This is a genomic window from Vibrio sp. FE10 (assembly GCF_030297155.1).
GTDB classification, from domain to species: Bacteria; Pseudomonadota; Gammaproteobacteria; order Enterobacterales; family Vibrionaceae; genus Vibrio; species Vibrio apostichopi.
In genome coordinates this window covers 605,567-627,318 of sequence record NZ_AP028067.1, presented here as the reverse complement: position 1 = coordinate 627,318, position 21,752 = coordinate 605,567, and the positions used below count along the sequence as shown (strand labels likewise).

The window sequence follows — 21,752 nt, the reverse complement described above, 5'->3', positions numbered from 1 at the left end:
CACTCATCGTGACTATCTTCGTATAAGGAGGTGATCCAGCCCCAGGTTCCCCTAGGGCTACCTTGTTACGACTTCACCCCAGTCATGAACCACAAAGTGGTGAGCGTCCTCCCCGAAAGGTTAAACTACCCACTTCTTTTGCAGCCCACTCCCATGGTGTGACGGGCGGTGTGTACAAGGCCCGGGAACGTATTCACCGTGACATTCTGATTCACGATTACTAGCGATTCCGACTTCATGGAGTCGAGTTGCAGACTCCAATCCGGACTACGACGCACTTTTTGGGATTCGCTCACTATCGCTAGCTTGCTGCCCTCTGTATGCGCCATTGTAGCACGTGTGTAGCCCTACTCGTAAGGGCCATGATGACTTGACGTCGTCCCCACCTTCCTCCGGTTTATCACCGGCAGTCTCCCTGGAGTTCCCGACATTACTCGCTGGCAAACAAGGATAAGGGTTGCGCTCGTTGCGGGACTTAACCCAACATTTCACAACACGAGCTGACGACAGCCATGCAGCACCTGTCTCAGAGCTCCCGAAGGCACACCTGCGTCTCCGCTGGCTTCTCTGGATGTCAAGAGTAGGTAAGGTTCTTCGCGTTGCATCGAATTAAACCACATGCTCCACCGCTTGTGCGGGCCCCCGTCAATTCATTTGAGTTTTAATCTTGCGACCGTACTCCCCAGGCGGTCTACTTAACGCGTTAGCTCCGAAAGCCACGGCTCAAGGCCACAACCTCCAAGTAGACATCGTTTACGGCGTGGACTACCAGGGTATCTAATCCTGTTTGCTCCCCACGCTTTCGCATCTGAGTGTCAGTGTCTGTCCAGGGGGCCGCCTTCGCCACTGGTATTCCTTCAGATCTCTACGCATTTCACCGCTACACCTGAAATTCTACCCCCCTCTACAGCACTCTAGTTCACCAGTTTCAAATGCAGTTCCGAGGTTGAGCCCCGGGCTTTCACATCTGACTTAATGAACCACCTGCATGCGCTTTACGCCCAGTAATTCCGATTAACGCTCGCACCCTCCGTATTACCGCGGCTGCTGGCACGGAGTTAGCCGGTGCTTCTTCTGTTGCTAACGTCAAGATATGCAGCTATTAACTACACACCCTTCCTCACAACTGAAAGTACTTTACAACCCGAAGGCCTTCTTCATACACGCGGCATGGCTGCATCAGGCTTTCGCCCATTGTGCAATATTCCCCACTGCTGCCTCCCGTAGGAGTCTGGACCGTGTCTCAGTTCCAGTGTGGCTGATCATCCTCTCAGACCAGCTAGGGATCGTCGCCTTGGTGAGCCATTACCTCACCAACTAGCTAATCCCACCTAGGCATATCTTGACGCGAGAGGCCCGAAGGTCCCCCTCTTTGGCCCGTAGGCATTATGCGGTATTAGCCATCGTTTCCAATGGTTATCCCCCACATCAAGGCAATTTCCTAGGCATTACTCACCCGTCCGCCGCTCGACGCCCATTAAATCCTCCGAAGAATCAATAATGTCGTTTCCGCTCGACTTGCATGTGTTAGGCCTGCCGCCAGCGTTCAATCTGAGCCATGATCAAACTCTTCAATTTAAAGTTTTGATTACCTAAATTAATAGGTGTGACTCAACGAATACTGACTTCAAAACTAATATTCATGTAAACATGAACATGTAATTTTAAAGCTATTACCATTCCAACAGAATGGTAATGAATTGACTGTGCCAAAATTAAGTAAACTTAATTTCGTATTGGTCACTCAGTTCATTGAAATCAATTTTGATTCCGAAGAATCTGTTTTATCTAACGATAAAACGTTTTGATATTCATCAACGAGTGCCCACACAGATTGATAGGTTTAAATTGTTAAAGAGCTTTACTTATTGAGCGTTCCTTTTAGTAAGGAGCCTCTCTAAGTGGACGGCCATTCTAGCGAATTGGGTTCCAGTGTCAAACACTTTTTCCAGCTAATTTTTCAAAGCATCTTAAATGCTTAATGTCGTCTCGTTACTTAGTTCAAACCGCTTGGTTATCCCTGGCAACGGAGGCGCATTATAGAGAGAATCCCCCTTTGCACAAGACCAAAAACGAAAAAAAACCGCCGCAGGCGATCGTTCGGACACTATTCACACAAAGCGTTCAAAATAGGTACGATTAAGCCTTAATTTCGGCTAATCGTACTTATTATTCATAGTTTGATTATTGGTGAGCAATAATTCGGTCGTTATTCACTAATAGCTGCACTTTCTTATCTGGATTTATTTTTCCAGCCAGTATCGCTTTCGCTAATGGGTTTTCTACAGTTTGTTGAATTGCTCTTTTAAGAGGCCTTGCACCATATACAGGGTCAAAACCAACTTGAGAGATTAGCTTGAGCGCTTTTTCTGAAACTTCGAGTTCATACCCATTGTCTTCCATTCGCTTTTTCAAATGCTCAAGCTGAATAGCAGCAATTGATTCGATGTGCTCTTGGCCTAATGGATGGAACACGACACTTTCATCAACACGGTTCAAAAACTCAGGTCGGAAATGTTTACCCACCACTTCCATAACCTCATTTTTAATCCCTTGGTAATCCAATGTATTGAAGTTCTCTTGAATACGGGTTGAACCTAGATTCGATGTCATGATTACCACGGTATTTCTAAAATCGACCGTGCGACCTTGTCCGTCAGTTAATCGTCCATCATCTAAAACCTGCAATAGAATATTGAAAACATCTGGGTGAGCTTTCTCTACCTCATCAAGTAGAATCACAGAATAAGGTTTTCGACGAACGGCTTCGGTTAAATATCCACCTTCTTCATAACCCACATAACCCGGAGGAGCACCAACTAAACGAGCAACAGAGTGTTTCTCCATAAACTCAGACATATCGATACGCACCATGGCATCTTCACTATCGAACATAAAGTTCGCCAATGTTTTACACAGTTCCGTTTTACCGACACCTGTTGGCCCTAAGAACAAGAACGAACCAATCGGCTTATTAGGATCAGACAAACCAGCACGGCTACGACGAATTGCATTCGACACAACTTCAACCGCTTCCGCTTGACCGATAACCCGCTTATGCAGAACACCTTCCATTTTCAGAAGCTTCTCTTTCTCTGCTTCTAGCATTTTAGAAACCGGGATGCCGGTTTGTTTTGAAAGGACATCGGCAATCTCAGCGTCAGTCACCTTATTACGTAACAAGGTCATTTCTTGCATTTCAGCTTGAGTCGCGAGATCTAACTGCTTCTCCAACTCTGGGATTCGACCATATTGCAATTCAGACATACGGTTAAGGTCACCAGCACGTCGTGCAAAATCCATATCCATCCGAGCTTGTTCTAACTCTGACTTGATATGTTGCGTGCCAGACAAAGCCGCTTTTTCAGCGTTCCAAACTTCTTCGAGCTCTGCAAAATCTCGCTCTTTCTCAGAAAGTTCGCTTTGTAGCGTACGCAGGCGTTTTTCACTGGCCTCATCATTTTCATTCGTCAGGGCTTGTTGCTCGATCTTCAACTGAATGATTTTGCGCTCTAACTTATCTAGTGACTCAGGTTTTGAATCTATCTGCATTCGAATACTCGAAGCCGCTTCATCAATGAGATCAATCGCCTTATCTGGTAACTGACGATCTGAAACATATCGGTGAGATAACGTTGCTGCAGCTACGATAGCGGGATCGGTAATTTCTACATGATGGTGAAGTTCATAACGCTCTTTCAAACCACGAAGAATAGCGACTGTGTCTTCTACTGTTGGTTCATCCACGATCACTTTTTGGAAGCGACGTTCTAACGCAGGGTCTTTCTCTATATATTGGCGATATTCATCGAGCGTTGTTGCTCCGACACAATGCAGTTCACCACGAGCTAATGCTGGTTTCAGCATGTTACCCGCATCCATAGAGCCTTCGCCTTTGCCTGCACCGACCATCGTATGAATTTCATCGATAAAGAGAATGACATTGCCTTCTTCTTTCGATAATTCGTTAAGCACCGATTTTAGACGCTCTTCGAATTCACCACGATACTTAGCACCCGCTACCAATGAACCCATATCTAATGAAAGCACTCGTCGACCTCTTAAGCCTTCAGGAACTTCATTATTGATAATACGCTGAGCCAAACCTTCAACAATCGCGGTTTTACCCACGCCGGGTTGACCGATAATGACAGGGTTGTTCTTAGTTCGACGTTGAAGGACTTGAATCGTGCGACGAATTTCATCATCACGACCGATCACAGGGTCGAGTTTGCCTTGCTCTGCTCTTTCAGTCAGATCAATAGTGAACTTCTCTAATGCTTGGCGTCTATCTTCTGCATTCGGGTCATCAACTTTTTGACCACCGCGCACTTGCTCGATAGCTTGAGATAGTTTTTGCTCAGTAAGACCTAGCTCTTTAAGTAAGTTTCCTAAAGGACCTTTGTCTTCAATTGCAGCGAGTAGGAATACTTCTGAAGATATGTAACTGTCTTGACGCTTTTGCGCGACCTTGTCACATAGATTGAATAGCGTTCCCATTGCGTTAGAGAGCTGAACATCACCACCGATACCACTTACTTTTGGCACTCGGTCTAATATTTCGCTTAATTTAGAACGCAATTGAACAACATCAATATTTAGCATGGTGAGCAATGGGCGAATTGCACTACCATCTTGATTTAGCAAAGACACCATTAGGTGTACAGGTTCTATATATTGGTGATCACGACCTAATGCGAGCGACTGAGCATCAGATATCGCAATTTGGAATTTACTAGTGAATCGATCGAGACGCATGCCAACCTTCCTACTCTTAGATATGTTTATCTTATGATTAGAAGATGGATACGGTAACGCGGATTTTCAAGGGATAAGAATGAAGAATAGAGCTTATATGAAAATATAAATGAGCTGGATGAGTGGTTGTGCTAGTCAGAGATTACTCTAACCAAATAAATGTCGCCTGACGCCCAGTGACACCATCACGACGATAAGAATAGAAAGCATCTGAATCTGCGTATGTACATAGATTCGAATCCGTCACCGAAGTCACGCCAACTTTCATTAGTCGTTGAGTCGCAAGTTGAGACATGTTTGCTAACCACTTGCCCGGTTCAGATTTGGCTTTAAATGCTAATTTCGCTTGAGGGTCAAAACGAACAAAAGCGTCCAATACATCGTCGCCAACTTCAAATGCATCTTTACCAATTGCAGGGCCAAGCCACGCAATGATCGAGTTATCTGAATCTAGGTTTGAAAACTTTGCGACGGCATTTTCAAGAATACCACTAGCAAGACCACGCCAACCCGCATGAACTGCAGCAACTTGAGTACCTTTGGTATCGGTAAGGATGACCGGTAAGCAATCGGCTGTCATCGCAGAACAAACAACACCCGTTGCAGTGGTAAATGCACCATCCGCATCAAGCACATTCGCCACAGGTTCTAAAACCGTAACGACATCCGTTGAGTGAGTCTGATTTAGCCATACCGGAGCAGTAGGCATCTTAGATTGTTGCTTTAGCCACGCTCGATTGCTTTCAACAAGCGAAGCATCATCCCCAACGTGCATACCGAGGTTTAACCCTTGATAAGCACCTGTAGAACAACCATCAAAACGAGTCGAAGCAAATGCCTTCACGTTTTGAGGAGCATTCCAGTCAGGGATGATCATTGACATGATTAAATGTCGTCTTCAATGTTTTCGCGAGCATCAACACGCAACGCTTCAGCCATCACAACCATGTCATTTGGCACAGGTGCGTGGAACTCAACTTCTTCACCAGTAATCGGGTGAACAAATTTCAGCATAACCGCGTGTAGCGCTTGACGATCAAAAGAACGAATCATTGTCGTCAGCTCTTCAGATGCACCTTTAGGAATACGTGCACGACCACCGTACGCAATATCACCTAACAGCGGGTGCTGAAGGTATGACATGTGAACACGGATTTGGTGAGTACGACCCGTTTCTAGACGCAGACGAATACGAGTATGTTCGCGGAAGTGCTCCGCAACACGGTAGTGAGTTACCGCAGGCTTACCCAATTCATTAACGTCCATTAACGTACGCTTCGTTGCATGACGGCTAATGCCTTTCTCAACAACACCACCCGCAGTCATTTTGCCAATTGCAATTGCTTCATATTCACGAGTAATACGACGTTTAGCAAGAGCACGCACAAGACGAGTTTGAGCTGGAACCGTTTTAGCCACAACCATAAGACCTGTTGTGTCTTTATCAAGACGGTGCACAATACCCGCACGAGGTACTTCAGCAATCTGAGGGTAATGGAAAAGCAATGCGTTTAGTATGGTTCCATCCGGCGTACCTGCGCCTGGGTGTACAACCAGATCGCGAGGTTTATTGATAACCAATAAATCATCATCTTCATAGACAATGTCTAACGGAATATCTTGTGCTTCCCAGCGCTCTTCATCCGCAAGCTCCGCTTGTAAGATGATCGCTTCACCGCCCAAAACTATGGTGCGCGGTTTAGTGATAACTTCGCCATCCACTTGGATTTTGCCGTCAAGAAGCCACTCTTTAATACGAGAGCGAGAAAAATCGGTAAATAGTTCAGCGACAGCTTGGTCTAAACGTTGACCTAACTGGCTGCTTTTTACTGTGTCTGTTAATGTTATCTGCTGAGCCATATCGAACTTTTTTAAAAACCGTGAGACTAATACCCATTAGTATGGATAAAATAGAATAATTGCATCATTGTATCTGTTACTGGTTAGAAAGTAACGGAAGCTTACGAAATATTTAATTCAAGGAATCGACGCCTGACATGAAACACCTTACTTTATCGGGTCTATTAGCCGTATCACTCTTAGTTGGTTGTTCAAGTAGTGAAGAAATAGTACCGGATGTACCGCCATCGGTTCTTTACTCTGACGCCCAAGAATCACTGCAGAGTGGTAGCTGGCTTTCGGCAATCGAAAAGCTAGAAGCCTTAGACTCTCGTTACCCATTCGGCGCCTATTCTGAACAAGTACAACTGGATCTGATTTACGCGTACTACAAAAATGATGACTTGGCGTTAGGCCTTGCCACCATTTCACGATTCCTACGCTTAAACCCAACTCATGAAAAACAGGATTGGGTTCTTTACATGCGTGGCCTGACACACATGGCTCAAGATCGAAACTTCATGCACGATATTTTTAATATCGACCGTAGCGACCGAGATCCAGAACCAGTGAAGCTAGCGTTTGCTGATTTCAAACGACTGTTAGAACGTTTCCCTGCAAGCCCATACGCAGAAGATGCACAAAAACGCATGTTCGCACTGAAAAACCGCCTAGCGGAGTATGACTTAGCAACGGCTGATTTCTACCTACGCCGTGAAGCGTGGATTGCAGCTGTGAATCGTTCACAGGAATTACAAAAGACTTACCCTGACACGATTGCAGCGCGTAAATCTCTGAAAATACAGTTAGAAGCCTACGAGCAGCTTGGATTAGAAGACGCAGTGAAAAGAACAGAAGCCTTGATTGAGCTTAACCCACTGCCTTAGCCAACGAATCACACTCGTTGTTTACTAAAACAATCACTTCAAAATCGCGCTAATTTGTTAGCGCGATTTTTTTTGAACTTCGTCTGGTAAACTTGATGAATGGCAGCATAAGCAGTATCTTCAATAGATAACTTTTAACAAAACATCAACATGGAGTGTGGATGTGAGCAGGATGTTATTATTTATCTGGATCGGGTTATTTAGCCCACTTTCCAACGCGTTAGAACTATCCCCATTGAGCAATCAGCCTTACATGGGCGACTTAGACGTACTCAAAACAAAAGGAACAGTGAGAGTATTGGTATCGGCTGATCTCGGTTTTTACTACATAGAAGATGGCAAGCCAAAAGGTATTGTGGCAGAAATGCTCTATCACTTTGAGAAAAGCCTTCGCAAGAAACACCCCTATCTTAATGTGCAAATCATTCCGGTTCAGCGAGATGATCTCCTTCCTTCACTAGAATCTGGATACGGTGATGTCGCGGTAGCAAATCTCACGATTACCGATAAGCGATTAAGCGTGATCGACTTTTCAGATCCAATGATCAAAGACGGACAAGAACTCATTATTACCGGAAAAAACTCAGACCCTATTACCGAAATCAAGCAATTGAGCGGCAAAGAAGTGTGGATCCGTGCGAGTTCTAGTTACTTCGAGAGTGTGCAAAAAGTGAATAAAGAGCTCAATAAAATGGGCCTGCCACCACTGCATGTTCATTTTATCGAAGAGTCGCTGCAAGACTATGAGCTGATAGAGCTCGTTAACCAAGGTTATATCCAAGGAACGATTCTAGATAGCCACAAAGCGAAGTTATGGACTGATGTGATGGAAAATATACAGGTGCATACTGAGTTGCCGCTGCGTGAAAACAGTCAAATAGCTTGGGCACTGAGAAAGGATAGCCCTCTTCTCAAGAAAGAAATCAACAAGTACGTCAAGAAAGCCCGATCAGGTACTTTACTGGGCAACGTGATCTACCAAAAATATATCGATAATACACGTTGGTTAGGTCGAGCTCTCAATCCAAACAAAGTCGACAGGGTTGCCAAGCTCGCTGACGTATTTGAGAAATACTCCAGCAAGTACGAATTTGATCCTTTGATGATGTCTGCTCAAGGGTTCCAAGAGTCAGGGCTCGATCAGAGTCAAGTCTCTCATCGTGGGGCGATTGGCGTCATGCAGGTTTTACCAAGTACGGCCAAAGACAAAAACGTTAATATCAAAAATATTCACAAAGTGGATAACAACATCCATGCCGGTGTGAAATATATGCGTTTTATCAAAGACCGATATTTTAATGACCCTGCCATAACGGCTGACAACCAGATCTATTTTACGTTGGCGTCTTATAACGCAGGCCCAGCTAAAATAAGAAAAATGAGATCCCTCGCGAAGAAGAAAGGCTACAACCCTAACATCTGGTTTAAAAACGTCGAAATCGTTACGCGAAAATATGTCAGCAAAGAACCCGTCACGTATGTCGCCAACATCAATCGCTACTTTGTTATTTATAAACAATTGGCGGCGATTAATGCCACTCGAGAGAACGGAACAGCAAGGCTACTGCAAACCAACGATTAGCTGCTGTTTATCATTATGAGCTTAAGCAGTGAACGCCTAAGGCTGGACTAAAAACACAAAAGCCGCATAAGGAAACTTATGCGGCTTTTGCTTATCAAATTCGGATCGTTCTTTGGTGTGACTTAAATCACGAAAGTATATTGCGTAAATTTTCATCAGACACTTTCAAAAAGCTGTAGAACGCCCCTAAAAACTGGTTTAATTTTTAGCGAAGCCTTGCCTCCAACTTATCGTTTTTCATAGGGATAACAAGCATTTTTCGACAAAAAGATACCAAGACTTGCGTGAGATCACATTTGATTTTAATGCTTATCCCACCCAACCAAAACAAGATCCAGATCACATTCTTTATTCCTAAAAGTCGTAATCTGAAGTTAACCCATGAGGGATACAACAGAGGAAAACTTCTATGAAAATGAACATCACTGGTAAAAATATCGACATTACCTCTGCAATCCGTGATCACATAGAAAGCAAATTTAAAAAGCTGGATAAATGGCAAGTAGACATCATTGGCTGCCAAGCGAGCTTTAGCGAAGAACCAAACAAGAAGAAAAAATTCGAAGCCGTTCTAACGGTGCCAAAAGGACAACTTGTTGCTTCATCAATCCATGACGACCTCTACGTAGCTATCAACGAAGTAGAACAAAAACTAGAGCGTCAACTCAACAAGCTACGCCATAAACCTGAAGCGCGCCGCGCTGAAAAGCCTGAAATCGAAGAGCTAGAAGCTGAAGTAGAATAAGGAAAAAGAACAGATTAAAAAATAGCGCCTCAGGGCGCTATTTTTTTTCTTGACGCTCGTTGCTCGCTTGCTTATTGTGTTTAAACATTCATAAAACAATCACTTTTTATGCACACTCAATCTTTGTTTATTTTTGACTTCTTTTTTCTTCCGTAAATCGGAGGCTGAGTCGTTTTAGAAAAACAAGTCAAAAACGAACAAGAAGCCTCCCACACTAGGGAGGCTTTTTTATAAGGACACATTTATGACTGACCGCTCAATTTCACTGGATGATATCCGCCTTCGTCTCAATGATTTAGATGACGAACTGCTGAGTTTACTTTCAGAACGCCGCAAACTCAGTATCGAAGTTGCGAAAAGTAAAGTAGAGACATCAAAGCCTGTACGCGATGCCGTTCGTGAGCAGCAGCTTCTGGTTAAGCTGATTAACAACGGTAAAGATAAATACGAGCTTGATGCGCAGTACATTACTAAGTTGTTTCATACCATCATTGAAGATTCGGTTCTGCTGCAACAGTCATACCTGCAAAACCTTGCGAACCCACAAAGCCGTAAGCCACTGGCTCGCGTTGCGTTCTTAGGTTCTAAAGGTTCATATTCTCATCTTGCTAGCCGTGAATATTTCAGTCGCAAGAATATGGAATTGATAGAGCTTAACTGCAATCACTTCAAAGAAGTCGCATCGACAGTGGAATCTGGTCATGCCGATTATGGTGTGCTGCCGATTGAGAACACCAGTTCAGGTTCAATCAACGAAGTTTACGATCTCCTGCAACACACAACGCTCTACATCGTGGGTGAGCTGTCTCAGCCTATTGAACACTGCTTAGTTGCTAAAAGTGACATTCGATTAGAAAACATTAAGACGCTTTATTCGCACCCACAACCTCATCAGCAATGCAGTGAGTTCTTGAGCCGTCTTAAAGGTGTCAGCCTTGAGTCTTGTGCAAGCACCGCTGACGCAATGAAGAAAGTGAAAGAGCTGGATAGTGATGATGTAGCGGCCATTGGTAACGCTTCAAGTGGCAAACTGTATGGACTTCAAGCAATTCAAGGCAACATTGCTAATCAAACCGAGAACCACACTCGCTTCATCGTTGTGGCGCGTAAACCGGTTGAAGTCTCGACTCAGATCCCAGCGAAAACGACACTCATCATGTCGACCTCTCAAGAAGCGGGCTCTTTGGTTGAAACCCTACTGATTCTGCAACGCTTGGGCATCAATATGACGAAACTGGAATCTCGTCCAATTATGGGTAACCCATGGGAAGAGATGTTCTATGTTGATTTAGAAGCACACTTGAATGCGGATAACATGCAACAAGCGATCACGGAACTGACGGCCATTACTCGTCACTTAAAAGTTCTAGGTTGCTACCCAAGTGAGAATATTAAAGCGACTCAAGTTAAGTTGTCGTAAGTTTGGGTTGCCAAAAGCAATGCGCCTATCATAGGCCAAACAGTAAAAATTAACGCAAACGGAATAACAATCGAACTCAGTAATACGCAAAAATAAGTACTGCTGGCTACTAAATTGTTATTCCGTTTGCTATCTCTTCACACCCCTCTCCTAAAATCATTATCAACATAATAAAACCCCACTAATCATATTTTTATCAATAAAGACAAAACCTTATTGCCTTCACAGGAAATCATCTAACAACGTGTAATTGATAGCGAGCTATCAGTAAGTAACATAAACTTACGCACAAAATTATAAATAGTGTTGTATGTAACAATGAAGCTCAGTACTAAAATATTACTTCTAATAGCCCCTGTTATACTGATTAGTACCGCAGCTTCTAGCTATATCATTTACTCAACGCAAAAAAGCAGCTTCATCAAACGCGAAGACAACGTACTGCAACTGAATATGGAAAAGTTGGCTGGGTATTTTCGCCAATCCCGCTCCTTTCTAAATAGTTATTCTTACACTCTTACTAAAAGTGACTTGGTGCGACGTTATTTTTTAGTTGATGACAATCCTTATCGTGAACTTGAACTGATCAATAACCTTCGAGAAACCATACATTTCTTACAAGATGGGGATGAGAGTTTTACAGGGCTAGCACTGCTTGATGGTGAACGAAAACTCAGTTATTACGCAGACAATACTAGTGACTCACTCGCGAAAATGGACCCTAAAATTCTTGAGTTTATTGATCGTCAGTATCAAAAGACTTTAGAAGAGTCGAGCACCAATTACGTCCAAAACTCTCAAGGCGAAGGGATGTTAGTTCACTACGAAGTACTCGATAAAAAAACGGTTTCGCCCCCTGTAAGCTATCAACCTAGTGATGTTTTTTTTGTGGTGGTTTCTGTTTCTCTCGACAAATTTAATACATTGCGAAAGCAGATCGAGTTCGACTATCAGACCAGTTTGTTTTTCACGCCAACCGCCATCTCTTTGGAAAATGATTTAACACAGTCAGTGAAGTTGGCACCTGAGCTTTACGCGACGGTCGATCCTGCTCAGTTTCTTTTAAACAATAAGCTCGACTCTATCTGGAATAAACTGAGCCTGTCGTTTGCACTATCAGCCTTAGTAACGGTTGCCTTACTGCTTATGCTGCTCTCTCGCTGTGTCATTAGCCCAATTTCTAGGCTAGACCGACAATTACAGCAAGTAGAGAAAAAACAAAGAAAGAACATTGAGCGCTTAAAAACGAATGACGAATTGGGCCGCTTATCGCATCGCTTTTATGACATGTACCAAGAGTTGGATAACACCTATCAACAGACCAAAGTTTTAGCTGAAAATGACCAACTGACTAAGATCGCCAATCGACGTCAATTCCAAACCTTTATTGAGCAATCACTCCCGAAAACAAACTCGAAAACATACACGTGGGTACTCTATCTAGATTTAGATAATTTTAAGTTTGTGAACGATAAATATGGTCATCAAATTGGCGACTCGATCTTAGTCTCTTTCGCTCAACGTATTTCCGAGATCGGTGCCCTATACCAAACGGATTACGACGCCCATTGCATGCCCGCTCGACTCTCTGGTGACGAGTTCGTTGTTTACATCAATGCACCGGCTCGCCATGGGAATATCGCACATAAGTTTTCAGATACATTATTGGCACCTCTGCAAAAAGGGTTTATCACTGAATCTGGCAACTATCCGATTACGGTCAGTATCGGCATTGCAACCTATCCTAATGACGGTCACTCAATAGAAAAACTGCTTTCAAATGCAGACACGGCTATGTACCAAGCCAAACGAGCTGGTAAGAACCAGTACGCTGATTACTCTTCAGACTTAGACAAAACCATTCAGCGACAGGCAAGCATTGAACAGGCTCTGAGACATAAGAACTTTGATGAGGAATTCAAACTCGTTTATATGCCATACATGGATTCAACAGGAAGTCAGGTCATTGGTGTTGAGGTGCTGTTACGTTGGGACTCGCAACAACTAGGTTCAGTACCGCCGGATGAGTTTATTCCGATTGCCGAACAAACCGGGTTATTCGAACTGGTCGATCGCTGGGTAATCCAACATGCTTTTGCTTCGTTCCATAAGCTTCAAGCTCAGTTTGATCATTCAATTCAGCTCTCTATCAATCTATCTTCTGCAGGAATAGAAACGACTCACCTTGCTGTTTTCATTGGTGAACACGCCAAGATCAATGGTATTCCGCCGAGCTTAATTGATTTTGAAATCACCGAGACCTTCTACTCAAACTCACAAGGGTTTCCATTATTGAACGAGCTCTCTCGGATGGGCTACCGCTTAGCGATTGATGACTTTGGCTCTGGTTACACATCGATAACCCAGTTGGTTCAATATCCGACTCAAAAAATCAAATTGGATAAGGGCTTTTTAGAAACCTTGATCGAAACAGACAATCAGAACATAGTAAAACCAGTGATAAGTTTGTGCCATGCACAAGGAAAAAAGGTCACCGCTGAGGGCATCGAAACCAAACGCATGCATCAATGGTTACAAGAGGCGCAGTGCGATATGCTGCAAGGCTACTATTTTGGCAAACCGATGCCACTTGAAGACCTAAGTGATTGGTACAGAGAACATCAATTGCAATTTAACCAACAACAATAAGAACTCATTCATGAAATCCGTAGTCATTGCATCGCTCAACCCAGCAAAAATCAACGCCGTTAAAAGTGCGTTCTTGTCAGCTTTCCCTAATACTGAATTCGAATTCATCGGGGTTAGCGTACCCAGCGGGGTTGCCGATCAACCCATGAGCAATGATGAAACCTATCAAGGTGCAGTGAACCGTGTAAGCAATGCGATTCAAGAGCTGCCAAATGCAGACTTTCATGTTGGATTAGAATCTGGAATTGAAGGTAACGTAACCTTTGCTTGGATGATAATTGAAGCAAATGGTCAACGTGGGGAATCTCGTTCGGCAAGCCTGATGCTGCCACCCGTTGTGCTTGATAAGCTCCAGTATGCGAATGAGTTAGGGGATGTGATGGATGAAGTCTTCGGAACGGACAACATCAAGCAAAAAGGTGGGGCGATTGGCCTACTGACACACAACCAACTCTCGCGCAGTTCGGTATATGATCAAGCTTTGATCTTAGCGCTTATCCCTTTCGTTAATCCTGAGCACTTCCCCGCTTAGCTTTAAAGACACAGTTTTTCAAAGACACGGTTTTTCAAAGACATGTTTTTTCATAGGTTTAGTTTAAGTTATCTCGTTGAAAGCCTAACCAGTACAGCAGAAACAAAAAACGCTAACGGATTGTTAGCGTTTCTATCAAACTTCAGTGCTTAATAAGTGGGTCTACTTAAGCAGTAACTCGGCGATGGCCGCTTTCTCTTGTTCAGATTTAGCCTTGAGCTCATTAGAGCCTCTGGTGATCGTCGCAACACCTACTCCCAGCATTTGACTCACTTGTCGCTGAGACATCTCGCCTTTCATCAATTCACAAAGAATATTAACTCGAGCAACCAAAGCATCGCGTTCATCAGATGTCATCATCATGGTCAACAACAGCTCATGCTGATCTTTTTCAGCGGCTGTTTTTACCAAATCCATTAGTTGTTGCCAATTATCATATTCAGGTTGTGATGCCATATTTCTACACTTACTTTTAAATTCTGACTTGAAAGAGTCGCTTAACGATTGAAAGCGTTCAACACTTTATACCGAAACACTCGCTGTGATCCAATGTAAAAAGGCAGTAAGTGGAAATGGTTCGCACTCACTGCCTTTAATATTTACTCAGTTTCGGACAAAGCGCCGAGACCTTAGTATTTCGTTTTTGCCTCATGCGGCGCTAAAAACGTTCCCTTCTCACCCAAGATATCTCGATAGTAAGTCTCAAACATCAAGATGTTCTGAACATAGCCACGAGTCTCCTTGAATGGGATCATTTCGATAAAGGCGTACGCATCTAACTTTTCATCACTGCGTGAACGCCATTGTTTCACTCGGCTCGGACCTGCGTTGTATGCAGCGAAAGCAAAAATACGGTTGTTATCATATTGAGACAGCAATCCATCAAGGTAATGACTGCCAATCTCAATGTTCTTGCTCACATCGTAAAGATCATCGCTACCTTGATACTTAATCTGATGCTTCTTCGCCGTATATTGAGCCGTCTTCGGCATGATTTGCATGATACCGCGAGCCCCAACAGGAGAACGAGCCTCTGAATCCATTGCACTCTCTTGTCTCGCTAAAGACATCAAGGTGATCGGGTCGATATCGTGCTTTTCAGCATAGAAGTTAAACCACCACTTGTGGGCGACAGGGAAACGTAACGCGATGTTGTCCCACATCTTCGCTGAGATACTCGCCGTTACCGTAAAGTGATTCCAACGCTGTGTCGCAGCATGAGCGGCAAGCATTGATTTCTGATCTTTATCAGCATTGGTTAGTAACCAACGCCATTCACTTTTCGCTGCCGCTATTTTATCTCGGTCAATCAGCTCGCCAATACGAACCAAAGAGGTGTCGAACGGCTTCACCATTTCGGCATTGTATTTAAGTGTCGACGTGGGATAGCTAACCGGCTTACCTAATTGCTTAGCCGCCGCCACACTGTAGAAATTTCGCTGACCCAAAATATCTGATAGTCGCTTGTTACCTTCTGCAGTATCGCCTAGTGCTATCTCAGCTCTACCTTGCCAATATTGCCAGCGAAGCGAAGCTTGATGTTTATCATCTAAGCGCGCAATCCACTCTTTCAAGCCAGTCCAATCGGCATGTTGAATCGCTAAACGAGCACGTCGCTCAAGCAGCACTTGCTTTGATGAGCTCGCGAGCATTTTGTCTCGCCACGCCATCAACTCTTCAGAATCGGTATTGATCAAACGAAACGTGAGGTAATCTGCTAACTCTTGAGATTTTTCTTTAGATAACTTTTGAGCTTTCACAACATCATCAAAAATCTCTTGAGCGCTGCTTGCTGACTTCCTTGCCAGTTTCTCAAAACCAAACTCGGTTTGAGCTTGATAGAATTCATTCGCAGGGTGCTTCTTAGCAAACGCGAGCACATTTTCAGGCTTGTTGTACAACGCCTTCATCTGCTTAGCTTGAGCAATTGACTCATCATGATCTAATTGCTTAATCAGATAGGTCATCAGCTTACCGTTACGGCCTTCAAACGCTAATAGCATCCTTTCGAGTATCAGATCATCCGTTCTTAAACCGGCTTTATCCCATCCTTCAAAAAGTGGGTCACAGGCGTCATCAACTCCACTGCCACTTAACCAAAGCTGTTTCGCCCCTTTGAAGGCGATCTCTTGATTACCTTGCTCATAATGCGCTCGGTAATAGATACATTGGTATTTTTCACCAACAGGCTCTTGGGTTTGAAATTCAAGGATCGTTTGCCATTGCTTTTGAGAGGCTAATGAATCTAAGTAAGGCGCACGCATACGATTCGAAAATGGCAGGGCTTTATTCTCTTCAATAAAAGCATCCACTTCAGCAGGTGTGCGATCACCTAGGTCTATGAGAAAGGCACGATAATCCGTGTAAGGCGTGAGAGGGTATGTTTGAATTTTGTTGCGCAGCGCGGAGTAGGCTTTTAGATCTCGGTTGTCTAAAACCTCTTGCGCTCTGTCATAAACATCACGCTGCATTTCAAGCTCAGATGCATTGCTCGCCAAAGCCATCGGAGCCAGTGAAAATGAAGACAAAATTGCCGATGCAGCGACAGCAATTTTCGTATTACCAATGCGGAAAAACATTCGCTCTTTCCTTAGTGCGTGTATGAATACGTGAAGTCTATTTACGCCCGACATTACATCAAATGTAAAGAGTTTGAGTGTAAATATTATTAATATTTAACACTTCGCCTCAGAAGCTCATTAAATATAGTTTTAATGACTAATGTGACAATAATAGGTAAGGATTAGTTCAAGAATGGCTTTTCTGTCCTAGGAGTAACATCTTTGGGGATATTGGTATAAAATAGCAGACAATTTTGAACAATAAATTAGGATCGATCGGCAATGGCTGAATACGTATATACCATGTCTCGGGTGAGCAAAACTGTTCCACCTAAGCGTCAAATTCTTAAAGACATTTCTCTTAGCTTTTTTCCTGGCGCTAAAATCGGTGTTTTGGGTCTAAATGGTTCAGGTAAATCTACCCTACTACGTATCATGGCTGGTATTGATACTGATATTGATGGTGAAGCTCGTGCACAACAAGGTCTTAAAGTCGGTTACCTACCGCAAGAGCCTGTACTAGACGAATCAAAAACAGTGCGTGAAATCGTAGAAGAAGCGGTTTCTGATGTTGCTGACGCACTTAAGCGTATTGATGCTGTTTACGCGGCTTACGCTGAACCAGATGCAGATTTCGATGCTCTTGCTAAAGAACAAGGCGAGCTTGAAGCACTTATCCAAGCAAAAGATGGCCACAACCTAGAGACAGCTCTAGAGCGTGCTGCTGATGCACTTCGCCTTCCTGAGTGGGATGCAAAAATCGAATTCCTATCAGGTGGTGAACGTCGTCGTGTTGCGATCTGTCGTCTACTTCTAGAGAAGCCAGACATGCTGCTTCTTGATGAACCAACCAACCACTTGGATGCAGAATCAGTGGCTTGGCTTGAGCACTTCCTTGTTGATTACAGCGGTACTGTTGTGGCAATTACCCACGACCGTTACTTCCTAGACAACGCTGCTGGCTGGATTCTAGAACTTGACCGTGGTGAAGGTATTCCATGGGAAGGTAACTACACATCTTGGCTAGAACAGAAAGATGAGCGTCTGAAGCAAGAGAAATCAGGCGAAAGCGCACGTCAAAAAACCATCGAGAAAGAACTTGAATGGGTTCGTCAGAATCCTAAAGGACGTCAGGCTAAGTCTAAAGCTCGTATGGCTCGTTTTGAAGAACTAACGACTGGCCAATACCAGAAGCGTAACGAAACTAACGAACTGTTCATCCCGCCAGGTGAGCGTTTAGGTGACAAGGTACTTGAAGTTAAGAATCTAACTAAGTCATTTGGTGATCGCGTTCTTATCGACGACCTATCTTTCAGCATGCCTAAAGGCGCTATCGTCGGTATCGTTGGTGCCAACGGTGCAGGTAAATCAACACTATTCAAGATGCTAAGCGGCGCAGAACAGCCAGATTCAGGTACAGTTGAACTTGGCGAAACGGTTAAGCTTGCTTCTGTTGATCAGTTCCGTGACAGCATGGATGACACCAAAACAGTATTCCAAGAGATCTCTGAAGGTGCTGATATCATTAAGATCAACAACTTCGAAATCCCTGCTCGTGCATACTGCTCTCGCTTCAACTTCAAAGGCAACGACCAACAGAAAATCATCGGTCAGCTTTCTGGTGGTGAACGTAACCGTGTTCACCTAGCGAAACTACTAAAAGCGGGCGGTAACGTACTGCTACTCGATGAGCCTACCAATGACCTTGATGTCGAAACTCTGCGTGCACTTGAAGAAGCGCTGCTTGAGTTCCCTGGCTGTGCAATGGTTATCTCGCATGACCGTTGGTTCCTTGACCGTATTGCGACCCATATCTTAGACTACCGTGATGAAGGTCAAGTTAACTTCTACGAAGGTAACTATACTGAGTACACAGAGTGGCTGAAGAAGACTCTGGGCGCACAAGCGGCTGAACCGCACCGTATCAAGTACAAGCGTATTACTAAGTAAATTAGCTTGTATTTTGAACAAAGGCCGCGATAATAGCGGCCTTTGATATATCTGGCTTACTATTTACCTATTGATATAGAGAAATTACCTATGCTTGAAAGACGTCAATTTTCACGAGTTATTTATCAAGTCCCGACTGAGATCTCACAAGGACAAGTAAATGTATCCGGCTCAGTGCAAGACTTATCTCTCCATGGTTTACTCATTCAATGTGATAAATGGCAGCAACTCAGCCACGATGCTCCTGTTCAAGTCAGCTTTAAGCTCACCAACAGTGATATCAATATTCAGTTAGAAGCAACGATAGTCTCTACCATCAATACCTCAATGCGTTTACGCATAGAGCATTTAGATATTGATAGTATTAGCCACCTTAAGCGCCTTGTTGAGCTTAATGTCGGCGACGATGAACTGCTTTATAGAGAGATTGAACACCTTACCGATTTGGGTAAGGAATAATATCTCCATTACCTTTTTCTATTAGAAGCATTTAGTTAATACAGAACCATGTCTAAAAAAATTTCCATTACTATTCCCTCTAACAATGGGGAACAGACGTTTTACTTCGGCCGAAAAGCCGTGCTCATGTGCACCACTGCAATTTTTTCAGTACCGCTGTTAATTGGCGGAGCTGCATACATGCACGTCGAAGGTAAACAAGAGCTCGCAATGCAAGCAGGCGATGCACAACAGTTGATTGAAACGCTGATTGTTGAAAAAGAGCAAACCGAGTTTCTTTACGCCGAGCAGGTAGAAACCAATCACTCGTTATCGCAAACACTCACCGAGAAAGAAGGCACCATTCAACTGCTTGGTAAGCGTGTCTTTGATGTGGAATCAGTACTTGGTCTTGCCGATGAAGAGTTGCTTACCGATGATGTCTCTTTAGAAGATCGCATTGATGCTGCGGCGGTAGATTCAGCAGTAAGAGCCACGATGTTTCGCTTGATTCCAAACGACAACCCTATGGCTTATCAACGTATCTCTTCTTCTTATGGTAGCCGCACTAACCCTATTTCAGGTAAACGCCATGTACATACTGGTATCGACCTGACGTGTAAGCGTGGTGAAGATATTGTCGCGCCCGCAGATGGGGTTATTGAGACGGTACGCCCAAGTAAAAAAGGCTTCGGTAACTTTATTACTATGCGTCACTCGTTCGGCTTCATGAGTTCTTACGCGCACCTACAAAAATTCAAAGTTCGCAGCGGGCAGTTTGTTAGTAAAGGTGATGTGATTGCGAGTTGTGGTAACTCAGGTAACTCAACCGGGCCACACCTGCATTATGAAGTACGCTTCCTTGGTCGTTCATTGAACCCTCAATACTTGATGGATTGGACACCGGAAAACTTCAACTACGTGTTCGAGAAAGAGAAAAAGGTTAAGTGGGGCCCACTGGTTCAGCTGATTGATAATGTGGTTCGCTTGCAGATCAACCTGACGAATGTGCCTTACATTAGCTCGACCATCGACACCGTATCGAGCGAAGAGAGCAAGAAACCTATCACGACTAACTAGTTATTAACCATTAATTATTAGTTGTTAGCTATTAGGGCCAGTTGGTTTGGCTTATGATGATCTAATTGCTTTTAGCCTACTGTAGGCCAACTACTTTTAGTCCTGAATTAGATAAAAAAAGAGCGACCATCAGGTCGCTCTTTTTTATGATTTCCAATAGTGATTAGCCACGATGAATCGAGTCATGTGCTTGCTTTAAAAGGTTTTGGCTCTCTTGCAAGAACTGCTGCGAGTAATCACCAAACCAATCACTGACTTGATTAAAGCTATCAACAAACTTGGCTTTATCTTTCCCATCCAAGATCTCTAATGCTTCACCGAAACGACTGTGGAAACGTCGAATCATCTCAATATTCTCATCCGAAGAAAGAATGATATCACCGTACAAGTTCGGGTCTTGAGCAAACAGACGGCCAACCATCGCAATTTCAAGTCGGTAGATTGGTGAGCTTAGCTTCAGAAGCTGATCAATGTTCGGGTTCTCTTTACTCAGGTGCAATCCGTAAGCAAAAGAGGTGAAGTGGCGAAGTGCTTGAATCAAAGTCATACCATGGTCGTGTTCAGCAGCATCCATTTGGCACAGGCTCGCGCCCCAGATACCAAATTGATTCAGCAACCATTGGTAGCTTTCAGAACCACGTCCATCACTGTAAACAATCACTTGTTTCGCAAGGCTTGGAACATCAGGACCAAACATTGGGTGTAACCCAACCACTGGGCCTTGGTGCATGTTCATCATGGCTTGTAGAGGTTTTGATTTAATCGACGTCAAATCACAAAGAATACAATCGCTTGGTAGGTTACCCAGCTTCGCAATCACACCTTCCGTCAGGTGAATTGGAACCGTAACAACCACAAGGCCAGCATTATCTAAGATCTCATCGGCTTTATCCCAATCTTGGCTGCCAAGGATTTTCACTTCGTAGCCAGAAAGCTTGAACATACGGCCAAACAGACCGCCAAGTTGACCATTACCACCAACGATAACCACTGAACGCAATTCTGGGTTAAGACACTTAAAACCAGAATCTTTTTCACTGGCATAAGACTCACGCATAGTACGACGCAAAATATCTTCGATTAACTGTGGCGGAACCCCTATTTTCTCGGCTTCTTGACGGCGAGACGCCAGCATCGCAGCTTCGCGTTCTGGTACATAAATAGGTAAACCATGTTCACTTTTTACTTCGCCGACTTTCTCTACTAGAGCCAGTCGTTGAGCCAGTAAATCCAACATTTGTTTATCGACAGCATCGATTTGGTCGCGTAATTCGTTCAGTTCAACGGCCATTTTATTCCTTACTAATCTAT

Annotated in this window: 14 protein-coding genes, 1 rRNA gene, 1 pseudogene and 1 other annotated feature; of the genes and pseudogenes, 9 read left to right on the top strand and 7 right to left on the bottom strand. The window is 43.9% G+C overall.

Features of this window, described 5'->3' with window-relative positions; genetic code table 11:
• Window positions 1-23 precede the first annotated feature (23 nt).
• The 4 genes from QUF19_RS02790 to rluD all read right to left on the bottom strand — a co-directional run bounded on the left by QUF19_RS02790 (window position 24) and on the right by rluD (window position 6,618).
• Window positions 24-1,578 (bottom strand): 16S ribosomal RNA (locus tag QUF19_RS02790).
• A 606-nt stretch (window positions 1,579-2,184) separates the two neighbouring features.
• On the bottom strand, window positions 2,185-4,758 hold the full coding sequence (gene clpB, locus QUF19_RS02785; RefSeq protein WP_102434720.1) for an ATP-dependent chaperone ClpB: 2,574 nt from the start codon (window positions 4,756-4,758) through the stop codon (window positions 2,185-2,187).
• A 142-nt stretch (window positions 4,759-4,900) separates the two neighbouring features.
• Complete coding sequence (pgeF, locus tag QUF19_RS02780) at window positions 4,901-5,641, bottom strand: peptidoglycan editing factor PgeF (protein ID WP_286295627.1); 741 nt, start codon at window positions 5,639-5,641, stop codon at window positions 4,901-4,903.
• A gap of 2 nt (window positions 5,642-5,643) precedes the next feature.
• Window positions 5,644-6,618 (bottom strand): 23S rRNA pseudouridine(1911/1915/1917) synthase RluD, encoded by a 975-nt coding sequence (gene rluD / locus QUF19_RS02775; RefSeq protein WP_009848467.1) that lies wholly within the window; start codon window positions 6,616-6,618, stop codon window positions 5,644-5,646.
• A gap of 137 nt (window positions 6,619-6,755) precedes the next feature.
• Between rluD and QUF19_RS02770 the strand changes: the two genes are divergently transcribed.
• The 6 genes and pseudogenes from QUF19_RS02770 to yjjX all read left to right on the top strand — a co-directional run bounded on the left by QUF19_RS02770 (window position 6,756) and on the right by yjjX (window position 14,412).
• On the top strand, window positions 6,756-7,484 hold the full coding sequence (locus QUF19_RS02770; protein WP_102434718.1) for an outer membrane protein assembly factor BamD: 729 nt from the start codon (window positions 6,756-6,758) through the stop codon (window positions 7,482-7,484).
• A 157-nt stretch (window positions 7,485-7,641) separates the two neighbouring features.
• Window positions 7,642-9,066 carry an MltF family protein gene (locus tag QUF19_RS02765; RefSeq protein ID WP_339375377.1) on the top strand — a complete coding sequence of 475 codons (1,425 nt, stop codon included), beginning with the start codon at window positions 7,642-7,644 and terminating at the stop codon, window positions 9,064-9,066.
• A 409-nt stretch (window positions 9,067-9,475) separates the two neighbouring features.
• Window positions 9,476-9,811 carry a ribosome hibernation-promoting factor, HPF/YfiA family gene (gene hpf, locus QUF19_RS02760; protein WP_004735034.1) on the top strand — a complete coding sequence of 112 codons (336 nt, stop codon included), beginning with the start codon at window positions 9,476-9,478 and terminating at the stop codon, window positions 9,809-9,811.
• A 110-nt stretch (window positions 9,812-9,921) separates the two neighbouring features.
• Window positions 9,922-10,043 (top strand) — a sequence feature (Phe leader region).
• A gap of 12 nt (window positions 10,044-10,055) precedes the next feature.
• The gene (gene pheA / locus QUF19_RS02755) at window positions 10,056-11,231 is read left to right on the top strand and encodes a prephenate dehydratase (protein ID WP_017106762.1); all 1,176 of its coding nucleotides are present in this window, start codon (window positions 10,056-10,058) and stop codon (window positions 11,229-11,231) included.
• A 318-nt stretch (window positions 11,232-11,549) separates the two neighbouring features.
• Window positions 11,550-13,943 (top strand): annotated as a pseudogene (locus QUF19_RS02750) (putative bifunctional diguanylate cyclase/phosphodiesterase).
• Window positions 13,891-14,412, top strand: coding sequence for an inosine/xanthosine triphosphatase (gene yjjX / locus QUF19_RS02745; protein ID WP_286295615.1), 522 nt, complete (start codon window positions 13,891-13,893; stop codon window positions 14,410-14,412). Before QUF19_RS02750 ends, yjjX begins: the two are co-directional and overlap by 53 nt.
• A gap of 162 nt (window positions 14,413-14,574) precedes the next feature.
• On the opposite strand, the gene trpR is transcribed toward yjjX, so the two are convergent.
• Complete coding sequence (gene trpR, locus QUF19_RS02740; RefSeq protein WP_017110512.1) at window positions 14,575-14,868, bottom strand: trp operon repressor; 294 nt, start codon at window positions 14,866-14,868, stop codon at window positions 14,575-14,577.
• A gap of 173 nt (window positions 14,869-15,041) precedes the next feature.
• Entirely contained in the window at window positions 15,042-16,991 is a 1,950-nt protein-coding gene (gene sltY / locus QUF19_RS02735; RefSeq protein ID WP_286295612.1) for a murein transglycosylase, read from the bottom strand.
• 264 nt (window positions 16,992-17,255) lie between these two features.
• Between sltY and ettA the strand changes: the two genes are divergently transcribed.
• The 3 genes from ettA (at window position 17,256) to QUF19_RS02720 (ending at window position 20,441) form a co-directional block, all read left to right on the top strand.
• A complete protein-coding gene (gene ettA / locus QUF19_RS02730) occupies window positions 17,256-18,923 on the top strand; it encodes an energy-dependent translational throttle protein EttA (RefSeq protein WP_017110510.1) in 1,668 nt (555 codons plus the stop codon).
• Window positions 18,924-19,013: 90 nt separating this feature from the next.
• Window positions 19,014-19,382 (top strand): PilZ domain-containing protein, encoded by a 369-nt coding sequence (locus QUF19_RS02725; RefSeq protein ID WP_004735041.1) that lies wholly within the window; start codon window positions 19,014-19,016, stop codon window positions 19,380-19,382.
• A gap of 48 nt (window positions 19,383-19,430) precedes the next feature.
• The gene (locus QUF19_RS02720) at window positions 19,431-20,441 is read left to right on the top strand and encodes a M23 family metallopeptidase (protein WP_286295608.1); all 1,011 of its coding nucleotides are present in this window, start codon (window positions 19,431-19,433) and stop codon (window positions 20,439-20,441) included.
• A 163-nt stretch (window positions 20,442-20,604) separates the two neighbouring features.
• On the opposite strand, the gene tyrA is transcribed toward QUF19_RS02720, so the two are convergent.
• A complete protein-coding gene (gene tyrA, locus QUF19_RS02715) occupies window positions 20,605-21,732 on the bottom strand; it encodes a bifunctional chorismate mutase/prephenate dehydrogenase (RefSeq protein WP_017072892.1) in 1,128 nt (375 codons plus the stop codon).
• Between the last annotated feature and the right edge of the window lie 20 nt (window positions 21,733-21,752).

What these genes read in the sequence shown, in the direction of transcription:
- QUF19_RS02770 (WP_102434718.1), top strand. Translation starts at nt 6,756, where the DNA reads ATGAAACACCTTACTTTATCGGGTCTATTAGCCGTATCACTCTTAGTT.
- QUF19_RS02720 (WP_286295608.1), top strand. Translation starts at nt 19,431, where the DNA reads ATGTCTAAAAAAATTTCCATTACTATTCCCTCTAACAATGGGGAACAG.
- pgeF (WP_286295627.1), bottom strand. Translation starts at nt 5,641, where the DNA reads ATGTCAATGATCATCCCTGACTGGAATGCTCCTCAAAACGTGAAGGCA.
- clpB (WP_102434720.1), bottom strand. Translation starts at nt 4,758, where the DNA reads ATGCGTCTCGATCGATTCACTAGTAAATTCCAAATTGCGATATCTGAT.
- ettA (WP_017110510.1), top strand. Translation starts at nt 17,256, where the DNA reads ATGGCTGAATACGTATATACCATGTCTCGGGTGAGCAAAACTGTTCCA.
- pheA (WP_017106762.1), top strand. Translation starts at nt 10,056, where the DNA reads ATGACTGACCGCTCAATTTCACTGGATGATATCCGCCTTCGTCTCAAT.
- tyrA (WP_017072892.1), bottom strand. Translation starts at nt 21,732, where the DNA reads ATGGCCGTTGAACTGAACGAATTACGCGACCAAATCGATGCTGTCGAT.
- QUF19_RS02725 (WP_004735041.1), top strand. Translation starts at nt 19,014, where the DNA reads ATGCTTGAAAGACGTCAATTTTCACGAGTTATTTATCAAGTCCCGACT.
- hpf (WP_004735034.1), top strand. Translation starts at nt 9,476, where the DNA reads ATGAAAATGAACATCACTGGTAAAAATATCGACATTACCTCTGCAATC.
- yjjX (WP_286295615.1), top strand. Translation starts at nt 13,891, where the DNA reads ATGAAATCCGTAGTCATTGCATCGCTCAACCCAGCAAAAATCAACGCC.
- trpR (WP_017110512.1), bottom strand. Translation starts at nt 14,868, where the DNA reads ATGGCATCACAACCTGAATATGATAATTGGCAACAACTAATGGATTTG.
- rluD (WP_009848467.1), bottom strand. Translation starts at nt 6,618, where the DNA reads ATGGCTCAGCAGATAACATTAACAGACACAGTAAAAAGCAGCCAGTTA.
- sltY (WP_286295612.1), bottom strand. Translation starts at nt 16,991, where the DNA reads ATGTTTTTCCGCATTGGTAATACGAAAATTGCTGTCGCTGCATCGGCA.